Genomic DNA, 13,831 nt, shown 5'->3' on the forward strand with positions numbered 1-13,831 from the left:
CAGTGCGGTCGCGGGAGGCGCTGTGGTGCAGCACGTACGCGTGGCGGTCATCGGGTCGGGGTTCGGCGGGCTCGGGGCCGCCGTGCGGTTGCGGCGGGAGGGGGTCACCGACTTCGTGGTCCTGGAGCGGGCCGGGTCGGTCGGCGGGACCTGGCGGGACAACACCTATCCGGGGTGCGCGTGCGATGTGCCCTCCCACCTCTACTCGTTCTCGTTCGCGCCCGAGCCCGACTGGCCGCGCACGTTCTCCGGGCAGTCGTACATCCGGGCCTATCTGGAGCGGGTCGCCGACACCTTCGGGGTGCGGCCGCATCTGCGGTTCCACCACGAGGTGATGAGGATCCGGTGGGACGCGGAGGCGTTGCGCTGGGAAGTCGCCACCTCGCAGGGGGACTTCACCGCCGATGTGGTCGTGTCGGCAGGTGGGGCGCTGTCCGATCCGCGGGTGCCCGACGTGCCGGGGCTGGAGACGTTCCCGGGGGAGGTCTTCCACTCGGCGCGCTGGGACCACGGGCTCGACCTGCGCGGCAAGCGTGTCGCCGTGATCGGTACGGGGGCGTCCGCCATCCAGATCGTGCCGGCGATCCAGCCGGTGGTGGAGAAGCTGACGGTTTTCCAGCGGACGCCGCCCTGGGTGATGCCTCGGACCGACCGGGCGATCTCGTCGGTCGAGCGGTGGCTGCATCGCGCGGTCCCGGCCACCGGTTCTCTCCGGCGCCAATTTCTCTGGGCGGTACGGGAGTTGCAGGTGGGGGCCTTCACCAAGAGGCCGGGGGTGCTCGGGATGGTGGAGGTGTGGGCGAAGGCCAACCTGGCGAAGTCCGTCAAGGACCCCGGGCTGCGGGCCGCGTTGACGCCCTCGTACCGCATCGGCTGCAAGCGCATCCTGCTCTCCAGCACCTACTACCCGGCGCTCGCCCGGCCCAACGTGGGCGTGGTGGCCTCGGGGCTGGCGGAGGTGCGCGGGTCGACGCTGGTCGCGGCGGACGGGACGGAGGTGGAGGCGGACGTGGTCGTCTTCGGGACCGGCTTCCACGTGACGGACATGCCGATCGGCGAGCGGGTGGTGGGCGCGGCCGGGATCACGCTGGCCGAGGCGTGGAAGGACGGCATGGAGGGGCTGCGCGGGACGACGGCGGCCGGGTTCCCCAACTGGGTGACGATCACCGGGCCGAACACGGGGCTCGGGAACTCCTCGATGATTCTGATGATCGAGGCCCAGTTGGAGTATCTCGCCGATTATCTGCGGCAGTTGGGGCGGTTGGGTGGAGGTGGGGGTGAGGCGGGTGAGCGGGTAGCCCTGGATGCCCGCCCTTCCGCCGTTGCCGCGTGGAATCGGCGGGTGCAGGGGCGGATGAGCCGGACCGTCTGGAACACCGGCGGCTGCACCAGCTGGTACCTGGACGCCCATGGCCGTAACACCACCATCTGGCCCGGGACCACCCGGGAGTTCCGCCGGGAGACCCGGGCCGTCGACCTTGCCGAGTATGACGTGATCCGTGCCGGTGCCGGTGTGGCGCGGGTGTCGGCCGTCGCTGAGGAGACCTTGCGATGAATACCTTGTCCGGCCGTCGTGCGCTGACCGCCGTTTCCGCCGACGGTTCGCGGATCCATGTGGAGGTGTACGGCTCCGAGGGGGGGCCCGCAGTCGTGCTCGCTCACGGGTGGACCTGCTCGACCCGTTTCTGGTCGGAGCAGACCGCCCTGCTGGCCGCCGACCACCGGGTGATCGTCTACGACCAGCGGGGGCACGGGCGGACGGCGTTCCCCGGTCCCGCGCCCTGTACCGCCGACGCGCTCGCCGACGACCTGGAGGCGGTCCTCGCCGCGACGCTCGCGCCGGGCGAGCGGGCCGTGGTCGCCGGGCACTCCATGGGCGGCATGACGATCCTGGCCGCCGCGCGGCGGCCGGTCTTCCGGGAGCACGCGGCGGCCGTGTTGTTGTGCAGCACGGGCAGTTCGGGCCTGGTCGCGGAGTCGCTGGTGCTGCCGCTGCGTGCCGGGCGGGTGCGGACGCGGCTCACGCGGGCGGTGCTCCGGTCGCGGGCGCCGCTGGGGCCCGTCACACCGCTCTTCCGGCGGCTCGTGCGCCACGCGACGATGGGTCCCGCGACCGCGCCGGAACGGGTCGAGCGGTGTGCCCGGATCGTGCACGCCTGCGGGCGGCGGGCGCGCGTCGCGTGGTCGCACGTACTCGACACGCTCGATCTGGACGCGGAGGTACGGGAGTTGAGGGTGCCCACCGCTGTTCTGGTGGGGACCGCCGACCGGATGACGCCGCCCGTGCACGCGCGGGCGCTGGCCGCCGCGCTGCCCGACTGCACCGGGCTGACCGTGCTGCCCGGGATGGGGCACATGACGCCGGTGGAGGCGCCGGAGGCGGTGACGGGGGTCATTCGGGAGCTGGTCGACGCTCATCTGGGAGTGGGTGATCCGGTGCGTGGTCAGGCGGGAGAGGTGGCGGCTGCCGGTGTGGCCGGCGCCGATGCTGTCGGGGCGGAGGACGTGGCGTGAGCGGGTTCCGGACGAGCCGTCTCGACGGGCAGGTCGCCGTTGTCACCGGTGCGGCGCGCGGCGTGGGTGAGCAGCTGGCCCGCAAGCTCTCGGCGCGTGGCGCGCGGGTCGCGCTGGTGGGGCTGGAGGAGGACGAGCTGAAGCGGGTGGCCGGGCGGCTGCACGGTGACGCCGGCCACTGGTACGCGGACGTCACCGACCACGCCGCCATGGCCCGGGTGGCCGGGGAGGTGAAGGAGCGCTTCGGGAAGGCGGACCTCGTCGTCGCCAACGCGGGGGTGGCGGCCGGGGGGCCGTTCGTGGACTCGGACCCGGACGCGTGGCGGCGGGTCGTCGAGGTGAACCTGATAGGCGGGGCGGTGACGGCGCGGGCGTTCCTGCCGCTGCTGCTGGAGAGCCGGGGCTACTTCCTCCAGATCGCGTCGCTGGCCGCGCTCACCCCGGCGCCGATGATGACCGCGTACTGCGCGTCCAAGGCGGGGGCCGAGGCCTTCGCGCACAGCCTGCGCGCCGAGGTCGGGTACCGGGGGGTGCGGGTCGGTGTCGGCTACCTGTCCTGGACGGACACCGACATGGTGCGGGGTGCGGACGAGGACGACGTGATGCGGGAGCTGCGGCGACGGCTGCCCTGGCCGTCCGGCCGTACGTATCCGCTCGGCCCCGCCGTGGACCGGCTCGTCGCCGGGATCGAGCGGCGGTCCGCGCACGTCTACGGACAGGGGTGGCTGCGCGGCATGCAGTCCGTCCGGGGGTACCTGCCGGGGCTGATCGCCACGGTGGGCCGCCGCGAGATGCGGCGCTTCGGGCCCCGGCTCGACGGGGTGCGCACGGGGCTCGTGGGGGCGGGCGGGGCGGCCGACGAGCGGGGCCGTACGCTGCGTAACTGATCGAAATGCGCGGAATGTCGGGCCGTGTAAGTCTGGTCGGGATTCACCCCCCGTAGGGCCCCACAGACTTCCAGGAGTGGCTTTCCATGGGTATTGCCGACCAGTTCAAGGACAAGGCGCAGGAGATCCAGGACAAGGCGCGGTCGCGGATGACGAGCGATCAGGAGAAGGACGCCGGCGGCAGCGGCAGGGAGCGCGGCGAGGGCGGTCGCGCGGATGGTCGCGAGGACCGGGACATGGACCGTGACATGGATCGTGACATGGACCGGGACATGGACCGCGACATGGGTCGTGACAGGGACCGGGATCGTCGGCGCGACGCCTGACGCTCCGGTCGATGGCACGGGAGGCGCACCCCGTTCGCGGGGTGCGCCTCCTCCTGCGTCAGTCCGTCGTGCGCGGCGGGAGCGCGGGGCGGCGGAGGTCCGGGACCGCGTTGTAGCCCGGCGGGGTCGCGGCCGGGTGCGCGGCCAGCAGGTCCAGCGCCACCCACACGGCGTCGTCCAGCTGCGCGTGCCGGCCCTCCGCCCAGTCGAGCGGGGTGCGCAGGGCCTCGATGTCCGGGTCCACGCCGTGGTTCTCGACGGACCAGCCGTACGCGTCGAACCAGGCCGCGTTCATCGGGACGGTGATGACCGTGCCGTCGCCCAGGCGGTGGCGGCCGGTGATGCCGACGACGCCGCCCCAGGTGCGCTGGCCGACCACCGGGCCGAGGTTCAGCAGCCGGAAGGCGGCCGTGATCATGTCGCCGTCCGAGGCGGTGGCCTCGTCGGCGATGGCGACCACCGGGCCGCGTGGGGCGTTCGAGGCGTACGAGACGGGCTGGGCGTCGCGGGTCAGGTCCCAGCCCAGGATGCGGCGGGTCAGCTTCTCCACGACCAGCTCGCTGATGTGGCCGCCCGCGTTGCCCCGTACGTCCACGATCAGGGCGGGGCGGGAGACCTCCAGCCGCAGGTCGCGGTTGAACTGCGCCCAGCCGGAGCCGCCCATGTCGGGGATGTGGAGGTAGCCGCACCGGCCGCCGCTGATCTCCCGTACGACCTCACGGCGTTTGGCGACCCAGTCCTGGTAGCGCAGGGGCCGTTCGTCGATGAGGGGGACGATCGCCACGCGGCGCGAGGGGCCGTCGGGGGTGACGGTGCCGTCGGGGGCGGCGGGGCGGAAGGTCAGCTCCACCGTGGTGCCGCCGGCGGCGGACAGCAGCGGGCCCGGGCCGGCCACGGGGTCGACGGGGCGGCCGTCGACGTGGGTGAGGATCGCGCCCTCGCGGATGCCGGTGCCCGCGAGGGGGGAGCGGGCCTTGGAGTCCGAGGAGTCGCCGGGGAGGATCCGCCTGACCATCCACTTCCCGTCCCGGCAGACGAGGTTGGCGCCGAGCAGGCCCATGGCGCGCTGGTAGTGGCGGGGGCCCTCGTTGCGGCGGGCGGGGGTGACGTACGCATGTGACGTGCCCAGCTCGCCGAGGACTTCGCGCAGGAGGTCGGCGAACTCGTCGGGGGAGGCGACGCGTTCGACGAGGGGGCGGTACTGGGCGAGGACGGCGTCCCAGTCGATGCCGCACATGTCCGGCTCCCAGAAGTACGAGCGGATGACGCGGCCGGCCTCCTCGTACGCCTGGCGCCACTCCGCCTCCGGGTCGACCTCGTGCAGGATCCGGCGGAGGTCGAGGTGGACGGTCGAGTCGGAGTCGCCGGGCTCGGTGGCGGGGACGGCGCGCAGTTCGTCGTCGTCCACGACGACCAGGCGGGTGCCGTCGCCGCTGGGGGCGAACCAGTCGAGGTGCGCGACGAGTTCGGTCTTGCGGGCCTTGGTGAGGTCGAAGTGTTCGAGGGTGGGGCGGCCCGAGGTGTCGGCCGGGTTCGCGAACGTCTCGCCGAGCGCGCCGGAGATGGGCCAGCGCAGCCAGACGAGGCCGCCGCCGCTGACGGGGTGCAGCGCGGAGTACTTGGACGCGGCGACGGGGAACGGGGTGACGCGCTCCGCGAGGCCCTCCTCCTCGACGGTGACCGTGCCCTCGCCCGCGTCGGCGTCGGTCATCGCCGGGTCGAGGCCGCCGGCGGCGGGGCGGCCGTCGGGGGAGAGGGCGAAGGGGGACGGGGTCGCGGAGGACAGCGGGACGAGGTAGGGGCGGCAGCCGAGCGGGAAGGAGAGGTCGCCGGTGTGCACGTCGTACACGGGGTCGAAGCCGCGCCAGGAGAGGAAGGCGAGGTAGCGGCCGTCGCTGGTGAAGACGGGATTCTCGTCCTCGAAGCGGCCGTTGGTGACGTCGATGATCGTACGGTCGGCGCTGCCGGCGATCCGGGCCATCTTGATCTGGCGCAGGGTGCGGCCGACGCCGGGGTGCGACCAGGTGAGCCAGTCGCCGTCCGGCGAGAACGCGAGGTCGGCGACGGGGCCGTTGATGGACCGGATGACCTCGGTGACGACGCCGGAACCGTCTGGGGGCTTCCAGAGGGTGGAGCCGGTGCGAGCCGCCCCGGCCGCCGTCGGCGCCGCCTCCGCCGCCTGCCCCGCGCCCGCTTCGGCCTCAGCCTCCTCCGTCGTGTCGATCAGGAGCAGTCTGCCGTCGTGGGACGCCACCGCGATGCGGTCGCCCGTCGGGGACGAGACCATTTCGTGGACGCGGCCCAGGTGGCCCGAGGCCAGGCGGCGCGGCGGGTGGTCGCCGGTGGCGCGGGGGAGGTACGCGATCTCGATGGCGTCCTCGCCGTCCGCGTCCGTGACGTACGCGACCTGGCCGCCGGCGCCGAGCATGTCCGGCTGCCGTACCCGTACCCCCGGCGTGTCCGCGATGGTGCGGGCCGGGCCGTCGCGGTGCGTGAGCCAGTACAGGCTGCCCCGCACCGACACCGCGCTCGCCCGGCCCGTCGTGTCCACCGAGACCGCGTCCACGTGGCTCGCCGCCGGGACCTGGTACGCGCGGCGGCCGGCGCGCGGGCCGCCCAGCCGTACGTCCAGCTTGCGCGGCACCGAGTCCGGGGTCAGCGCGTCGACCAGCCAGATGTCGCCCGCGCACTGGTAGACCACCCGGCGCCCGTCCGAGGAGGCGTGGCGGGCGTAGAACGCGTCGTGGTCGGTGTGGCGGCGCAGGTCCGTACCGTCGGGCAGGACCGAGTACAGGTTCCCCACCCCCTCGTGGTCCGAGAGGAACGCCACCCGCCCGTCCACGAACATCGGCGAGTCCAGATGGCCCCCCAGGTCGGCGAGGAGCCGTTCGCCGTGCAGCCACAGGCGCCCCGTCGCCCCGCCGCGGTACCGCTTCCACGCGGCCGGTTCGTGCGGCGGCTTGCCGGTGAGCAGCAGGGTGCGGTGTTCGCCGTCGACGTCCGCCACCGCCAGGTCCGCGACCGGGCCCCACGGCAGCTGGCTGCCCGGCGACCCGTCGGTGGGGACGCTGTAGGCCCAGGAGTAGTACGAGAACGGCTGGCCGTGGGAGGAGACCGCGAGGATCTGCGCCGCCCCGTCCTCGCCGGGCGGGGTCCAGCCGCAGACCCGGGTGTCGGTGGAGCCCCAGTGGCTGAGCCGACGGGCCGGGCCCCCGTCGACGGGGGCGAGGTGGATCTCAGGGTCGAGGCTGCGCCAGGTCGTGTAGGCGATCAGGCTTCCGTCGGGCGAGAACCGCGGATGCCCGATCCTGGTGCGGTCGACGGTCACCCGCCACGCCCGTCCGGGCCGGTGCCCGGCCGGCACGAGGGGAGCGACCCAGAGGTCGTCCTCGGCGGCGAAGCACAGCAGGTCGTCGTGCAGGTGCGGGAACCGTAGATACGCGACGTCGTCACTCACCCCCCAATGCTTTCCGCGTGGAGGGGGCCCGGCAACTTCTGGCCACGGACTTTTTGGGATCACCTTGACGGGGATCCGCCCTTTGTTTATGCGGATCCGACGGCTGTGGTGCAGGACACAAGCGAAACGGTTTCGTTTCGCTCGGGGGCGGGATATCTTCGTACTGTACGAAACCGTTTCGTTCGTGTGGGTGGCAGGGGGTGGATCATGGTGGGCACCAGGCTGACGCCTCAGCGTGAGACCGAGCTGTACGGCACCGTTCTCGACCTGCTGCGTGAGGTCGGGTACGACGCCCTGACCATGGACGCCATCGCCACCCGTACCCGCTCCAGCAAGGCCACCCTCTACCGCCAGTGGGGGAGCAAGCCGGTGCTGGTCGCGCGGGCGATCCGGTGCAACAAGCCCGACGCTTCGCAGGTCGCCGACACCGGCTCCCTGCGGGGTGACCTCCACGCGATGGCGGCGCTCGCCGACGACGCGCGGATGCAGCGGGACGTCGCGCTGATGCGCGGGCTCTTCCACGCCGTGCACGGCAACCCCGATCTCCACGAGGCGTTGCGCGAGGTGATGGTCGAGCCGGACGCGAACGGGCTTCAGGTGCTGCTCGACCGGGCGGTGGTACGCGGCGAGATCGCCGTGGACCATCCCGCGCTGCCCTTCGTGCCGCACATGCTGGTCGGCGCCTTCGTCGCCCGGCAGCTCATCGACGACCGGTCCGTCGACCGGGCGTTCCTCGTCGCGTTCCTGGATGCCGTGGTCCTCCCCGCTCTCGGCGTCTGAAGCGTTTCCCGCAGTTCGTAGCGTTTCCCGCAGTTCGCAGCAGCAGTCCCCGCAGTCCCCGGTGCGATCCCGCGCCCTCTCCCCGCAGTACCCGCATTCCCTGACGCGTGCCGCTCTCTCGCTGTCGGGTCGGCTCCCCATGCCCTTGTTTCGTCCACAGACCGGGAGTACGCCCTCGTGGCCACGTTCCTCTACAAGCTCGGCCGGCTCGCCTTCAGGCGGCGCTGGCGGGTTCTTCTGACCTGGCTGGCGCTGCTGGCGATCGCGGCGATCGCCGCCTTCTCCGCGTCCGCGCCCACGTCCAGTTCCTTCTCGATCCCGGGGACGGAGGCCCAGCGGGCCTTCGACCTGCTCGACCAGCGGTTCCCCGGATCCAGCAGTGACGGTGCCACCGCCCGGGTCGTCTTCAAGGCGCCCGCGGGCGAGAAGATCACCGAGGCGGGCAACAAGGCCGAGGTCAAGAAGATCGCCGACGAGATCCGGGCCGGCTCGTCGCAGGTCGAGTCCGTCAACGACCCGTACACCTCGGGCGGGGTCGCCAGGAACGGCACGACCGCGTACCTCAGCGTCTCGTACAAGGTCGGCTCGGAGGCGCTGACCGACGCGACCCGCACCGCGCTGGAGGAGGCCGGTGCCGACGCCAAGTCCCAGGGCATGGCGGTCGAGATCGGCGGGGACGCCCTCCAGGTCGCCCCGGAGACCGGCTCCGGCGAGATCGTCGGCGTCGCGATCGCGGCGGTCGTGCTGGTCATCACCTTCGGGTCGCTGATCGCCGCGGGTCTGCCGCTGCTCACCGCGCTCCTCGGGGTCGGCGTCGGGATCTCCGGGATCACGGCGCTCGCCACCGTCCTCGACCTGGGCTCCACCACCTCCATCCTCGCGATGATGATCGGCCTCGCGGTCGGCATCGACTACGCGCTGTTCATCGTCTCCCGGTACCGGGCCGAACTGGCCGAGGGCCGGGAGCGGGAGGAGGCGGCCGGCCGGGCCGTCGGCACGGCGGGCTCCGCCGTGGTCTTCGCCGGGCTCACCGTGGTCATCGCGCTCTCCGGCCTCGCCGTGGTCAACCTGCCGATGCTCACCAAGATGGGCCTCGCGGCCGCCGCGACCGTGGTGATCGCCGTCCTCATCGCCCTCACGCTCACCCCGGCGATGCTCGGGTTCGTGGGCAAGCGGGTGTTCGGCCGCAAGGCCCGCGCGGCCATGGCGAACGCGGACGCCCAGGCGCTCGCGGGGGTCAGGACCCCCGAGGCGAAGCCCAACATGGGCACCCGCTGGGCGCGGTTCGTGCTGCGCAGGCCGGTCGCCGTGCTGCTGGTGGGGGTGCTGGGCCTCGGCGCCGTCGCCGTACCGGCCGCCTCGCTGGAGCTGGGCCTGCCCGACGACGGCTCGCAGCCGGTGAGCACCACCCAGCGCAAGGCGTACGACCTGCTCTCCGACGGCTTCGGCCCCGGGTTCAACGGGCCGCTCATGCTGGTGGTCGACGGCCAGGCGGACAACAACGCCAAGGCCGCCGCGCTCGGCATCTCGGCCACCGTGAAGAAGATGGACGACGTCGTCACCGTCCTCGACCCCGTCCTGAACAAGGCGGGGGACACCGCCACCGTCACGGTCATCCCCAAGGACCGGCCGTCGTCGGTGAGGACCGAGGAGCTGGTGCACGACATCAGGTCCGCCGCGTCGAAGGCGCGGGCCGAGAACGGGGCCGAGGTGTACGTCTCCGGCGCCACGGCGATGAACATCGATTTCTCGCAGCGCATGAACGACGCCCTCCTGCCGTACCTGGCGCTGGTCGTGGGTCTCGCGTTCCTGCTGCTGATGCTCGTCTTCCGGTCGGTCCTGGTCCCGCTCAAGGCCGCCCTCGGCTTCCTGCTCTCGGTCGTCGCGGCGCTCGGCGCGGTCGTCGCCGTCTTCCAGTGGGGCTGGCTCGGCGGGCTGCTCGGCGTGGAGCAGACCGGGCCGATCATGTCGATGATGCCGATCTTCATGGTGGGTGTCGTCTTCGGCCTCGCGATGGACTACGAGGTCTTCCTGGTCACCCGCATGCGGGAGGCGTACGTCCACGGCGAGCGGCCCGGCGAGGCGATCGTGACCGGCTTCCGGCACGGGGCCCGGGTGGTCTCGGCCGCCGCGGTGATCATGATCGCGGTATTCGCCGGCTTCATCGGGGCCAGCGACGCGATGATCAAGATGATCGGGTTCGGCCTCGCCGTCGCGGTCTTCTTCGACGCCTTCGTGGTCCGCATGGCGGTCGTGCCCGCGGTGATGGCCCTGCTCGGCAGGCGCGCGTGGTGGCTGCCGCGCTGGCTCGACCGCGCGCTGCCCAATGTGGACGTGGAGGGTGAGCAGTTGCGCAAGCGGCTGGGCGACGACGCCGAGGGGACCGGCGACTTCCGGGGTCCCGACGGCGGACCCGGCTCCGAGCGGGAGCTCGTGCGCGTCTGACGTACGGACAGGTCCGACGTACGGGCAGGTCTGACGTACGGACAGGTCCGGTGTACGGAAAGGTCCGGCGCGTGGCCCGGTCGCGCATCCCCGAGGGGGTGCGGGGCCGGGCCACGTCGCGTTTGACGGACGCATGTGCCTGTGTCAGCGGTGTCCCTTTTCTTCTTTAGTTTTGTGTTTGTTTTTCCGGCGGACGGGCCAGGGCGGGTTACTGTCGGGTCGGTCCGCTGTGGGGGGTGGGGTAGAGCGTCATTTGCGTGTTTTACGTTAATGGTGTGGTTGGTTCGTGCGGGTAGGGTAATTGGGGTATTCCGCGGGGGCGGGTTCAACAGGGGGTGCTCGGTTATGGGGGATCGGCTGTGCTTCAAGGTGTTGGGGCCGCTGATTGTGGTGTCGGGTGAGCGCAAGGTCGTGGTGGGCGGGGCGCGTCAGCGCACCGTCCTGTCCCTGTTGTTGTTGAGCCCGGGACGGACCGTCCCCGTGGACACCCTGGTCGACGAAGTGTGGAACGGCTCCCCTCCGGCCACCGCCCGTACGCAGATCGCGATCGTGGTCGCGGCGCTGCGCAAGACGTTCAAGGCGGAGGGCGCGGGCGACGACACGATCGTGACCGCCCACCCCGGCTATCTGCTCAACACCGAGGGCCACTACGTGGATTCGGTGGACTTCACGGAGCTGGTGGCGCGCGCCGAGGCCGAGGCCGCCGAGGGCCGGCTGGACGACGCCGCCGTGCTGTACCGGCGGGCGCTCGGCCTGTGGCGGGGGCCCGCGCTGGCCGGGGTGTCGGGCCTCGCGGTGGAGGAGGAGGCGGCCAGGCTCCAGGAACACCGCCTCAACGCCTACGACGACGCGACGGCCGTGCAGTTGGCGCTCGGCCGGCACTACGAGCTGGTGCCCGAGCTGGCGGGCGTGGTGCGGGAGCACCCGCTGCGCGAGCGGACCCGGCACCACCTGATGCTCGCGCAGTACCGCTCGGGGCGGCGCGCCGAGGCGATGGAGTCGTACCGCGAGGCGCGTGAGGTGTTCGTCGAGGAGCTGGGCCTCGAACCGGGCCCGGACCTCCAGGAGTTGCACGACCTGATCCTCCGTGACGACCCGTCGCTGACGGGGGAGGGCGGTTCCGCGGGCCCCGCGGCGGTGGCGGGCGCGCCCGACGTGGTGGTGGTGCCCTCAGAACTGCCGCCTGACGTACCGGGGTTCACCGGCCGCGAAGGCGAACTCGCCGCGCTGGACGGCCTGGTCACGGAACTGGCGGCGGGCGAGCACCGGCCCGCGGTCGGCCTGGTGACCGGGGTCGCGGGGGTGGGGAAGTCGGGCCTGGTGGTGCACTGGGCGCACCGGGTCGCGGAGGCCTTCCCCGACGGCCGGCTCTTCGCCGACCTGCGGGGGTACGACGGCGAGCACGAGCCGGTGTCGGTCAGCGACGTGCTCAGCCGCTTCCTGCGGTCCTTAGGAGTACGGGGGCCGCAGGTGCCCGACGCGCTGGAGGAGCGGGTGGCGCTCTACCGGAGCCTGTTGTCGGAGCGGCGGGTCCTGATCGTCCTCGACAACGTGCGGACCTTCGCCCAGCTGCGGCCGCTGCTGCCGGGGAGCGGGGCGAGCTGCGCGCTGATCACCAGCAGGGACCAGCTGGAGCAGCTCGTGACGTGGCCGCACGCGGCGCGGGTCCACCTGGGGGTGCTGCCGCGCCAGGAGGCGGTCGAGCTGGTGGGCCGGATCGCCGGGGAGGAGCGGATAGCGGCGCGGGCGGACGTGGTGCGGCTGGTCGAGCTGTGCGACCGGCTGCCGCTGGCGGTACGGATCGCGGCGGCCCGGCTCGCGTCGAAGCCGCACTGGAGCGTGCGGCACATGGTGGGGCGGCTCAGCGACGAGCGGCGCAGGCTGGACGAGTTGAGCCAGGGCGAGTCGCAGGTCAGGGCCGGCTTCGAGTTGAGCTACCGGTACCTGCCGCTGTTGTCGGCGCGGCTCTACCGGTGCCTGGGCCTGGTGGACGTACCGGACTTCACGTCCTGGGTGGCGGCGGCGCTGCTGGACGTGGACGTCCTGGACGCGGAGCTGCTGCTGGAGGACCTGGTGGACGCGCAGTTCCTCGAAGTGGTGGGGATAGACGCCACGGGGCGGCTGCGGTACCGGTTGCAGAACCTGCTGCGGCTGTACGCGGCGGAGCGGGCCCGGCAGGACGACCCGGCCGGCGAGCGGCAGGAGGCGCTGCGGCGGGTGTTCGCCACGGGCCTGAGCATCGCGGAGGAGGCCCACCGGCGGGAGCACGGCGGAGACTTCAGCATCGTGCACAGCGGGGTGTCCCGGCGCCTGGTGGACTCGGAGCTGCTGGAAGAGCTGCTGGTGGACCCGCTGGAGTGGTTCGAGGCGGAGCGGCTGTGCCTGGTGGGCATGGTCGAGCAGGCGGCGCGGATGGGCATGGCGGGGCTGGCGTGGGACCTGACGGTGTCCTCGGCGGTGCTCTTCGAGACGCGCGGCTATATCGACAACTGGCGGGTGTGCGCGGGAGTGGCGCTGGACGCGGCGCGGGCGGCCGGTGACGTACGGGGCCAGGCCGCGATGTTGCAGCACCAGGGCGCGATCGCCCTGAGCCACCACAGCATGGACGACGCGGTGGCGCGGTCGCTGGAGGCGCTGGAGCTGTTCGCGTCGGCGGGCGAGGAGCTGGGGCGGGCGCTGGTGCTGCGGAACCTGGCGGTGGCGTACCGGATCACCGGGGAGGTGGACCGGGTCGCGGAGTGCCTGACGGCGGCGCTGCCCGTCTTCCGCGCGGTGGGCGACCGTTCGTCGGAGGCGTCGGCGTTGCAGAGCATGGCGCAACTGGAGCTGGACCGGGGCGATCCGGCGGCGGCGCTGGGTCACGCGCTGGAGGCGGTACGGGTCGCGGAGCCGCTCGGCTCCGGGGGGTCCAGGAACCTCGCCCAGTCCTTGTACCGGGTCGGGTCGGCGCAGTTCGCGCTGAATCGTTTTGCGGAGGCGGAGGCGGCGCACCTGCGGGTGGAGGAGCTGTCCCGGGCGAAGTGCGACGACCACGGGCTCGCGCACGCGCTGTTCGGACTGGGGCAGGCGCGGGCGGCGCTGGGCGCGGTGGAGCAGGCGGAGCGGGCGTTCGTGGAGGGCCGCTCGATAGCGCAGGGGATCGACAGCCCGCTGATCGAGGGCCGCATCAGGCTGGGGCTCGGGGTGCTGCTGGGGGAGCGGGGACGCTGGGAGGAGGGGCGGGTGGACGTCCTGCGGGCCGGCGAGCTGTTCAAGCGCAGCGGGGCCACCCCGTGGGAGGAGGAAGTGGCCCGGGTGCTGGGGGAGTTCGGGACGTCCGGCTGATCACCGGGGGCCGGCGCGGGACTTCCCGGGCGGGACGGACGTGTAGAGCGGTCATACGCCCCCTATAGGGCGGGTGCGCAGCATCGTCGCGGAACCAG

The 13,831-nt window shown here is 72.7% G+C and carries 8 protein-coding genes; 7 read left to right on the forward strand and 1 reads right to left on the reverse strand.

Annotation, left to right across the window (positions count from 1 at the left end; all coding sequences use genetic code 11):
* The first annotated feature begins 25 nt into the window (after nucleotides 1–25).
* The 4 genes from HA039_RS20480 to HA039_RS20495 all read left to right on the forward strand — a co-directional run bounded on the left by HA039_RS20480 (nucleotide 26) and on the right by HA039_RS20495 (nucleotide 3,727).
* Nucleotides 26–1,555, forward strand: a complete 1,530-nt coding sequence (locus HA039_RS20480) for a flavin-containing monooxygenase (protein WP_243869620.1) — start codon at nucleotides 26–28, stop codon at nucleotides 1,553–1,555.
* Entirely contained in the window at nucleotides 1,552–2,514 is a 963-nt protein-coding gene (locus HA039_RS20485; RefSeq protein ID WP_167032048.1) for an alpha/beta fold hydrolase, read from the forward strand. The genes HA039_RS20480 and HA039_RS20485 overlap by 4 nt, the downstream gene beginning before the upstream one ends.
* Complete coding sequence (locus tag HA039_RS20490) at nucleotides 2,511–3,401, forward strand: SDR family oxidoreductase (RefSeq protein ID WP_167032051.1); 891 nt, start codon at nucleotides 2,511–2,513, stop codon at nucleotides 3,399–3,401. The genes HA039_RS20485 and HA039_RS20490 overlap by 4 nt, the downstream gene beginning before the upstream one ends.
* 86 nt (nucleotides 3,402–3,487) lie before the next feature.
* Nucleotides 3,488–3,727, forward strand: coding sequence for a hypothetical protein (locus tag HA039_RS20495; RefSeq protein ID WP_167021945.1), 240 nt, complete (start codon nucleotides 3,488–3,490; stop codon nucleotides 3,725–3,727).
* Nucleotides 3,728–3,785: 58 nt separating this feature from the next.
* Here HA039_RS20495 and HA039_RS20500 read toward each other — a convergent pair whose 3' ends face one another.
* Nucleotides 3,786–7,184, reverse strand: a complete 3,399-nt coding sequence (locus HA039_RS20500; RefSeq protein WP_167032054.1) for a S41 family peptidase — start codon at nucleotides 7,182–7,184, stop codon at nucleotides 3,786–3,788.
* A 207-nt stretch (nucleotides 7,185–7,391) separates the two neighbouring features.
* On the opposite strand from HA039_RS20500, the gene HA039_RS20505 reads away from it, so the two are divergent.
* The 3 genes from HA039_RS20505 (at nucleotide 7,392) to HA039_RS34435 (ending at nucleotide 13,733) form a co-directional block, all read left to right on the forward strand.
* A complete protein-coding gene (locus HA039_RS20505; protein ID WP_167032057.1) occupies nucleotides 7,392–7,964 on the forward strand; it encodes a TetR/AcrR family transcriptional regulator in 573 nt (190 codons plus the stop codon).
* Nucleotides 7,965–8,141: 177 nt separating this feature from the next.
* Nucleotides 8,142–10,409 carry an MMPL family transporter gene (locus HA039_RS20510; RefSeq protein ID WP_167032060.1) on the forward strand — a complete coding sequence of 756 codons (2,268 nt, stop codon included), beginning with the start codon at nucleotides 8,142–8,144 and terminating at the stop codon, nucleotides 10,407–10,409.
* A 345-nt stretch (nucleotides 10,410–10,754) separates the two neighbouring features.
* Complete coding sequence (locus HA039_RS34435; protein WP_167032063.1) at nucleotides 10,755–13,733, forward strand: AfsR/SARP family transcriptional regulator; 2,979 nt, start codon at nucleotides 10,755–10,757, stop codon at nucleotides 13,731–13,733.
* Nucleotides 13,734–13,831: the final 98 nt, after the last annotated feature.

Origin of the sequence: Streptomyces liangshanensis (assembly GCF_011694815.1) — a bacterium.
GTDB classification, from domain to species: domain Bacteria; phylum Actinomycetota; class Actinomycetes; order Streptomycetales; family Streptomycetaceae; genus Streptomyces; species Streptomyces liangshanensis.

Excerpts from the sequence above, each read along its gene's own strand:
- HA039_RS20485 (WP_167032048.1), top strand. The coding sequence starts at position 1,552 with ATGAATACCTTGTCCGGCCGTCGTGCGCTGACCGCCGTTTCCGCCGAC.
- HA039_RS20495 (WP_167021945.1), top strand. The coding sequence starts at position 3,488 with ATGGGTATTGCCGACCAGTTCAAGGACAAGGCGCAGGAGATCCAGGAC.
- HA039_RS20505 (WP_167032057.1), top strand. The coding sequence starts at position 7,392 with ATGGTGGGCACCAGGCTGACGCCTCAGCGTGAGACCGAGCTGTACGGC.
- HA039_RS34435 (WP_167032063.1), top strand. The coding sequence starts at position 10,755 with ATGGGGGATCGGCTGTGCTTCAAGGTGTTGGGGCCGCTGATTGTGGTG.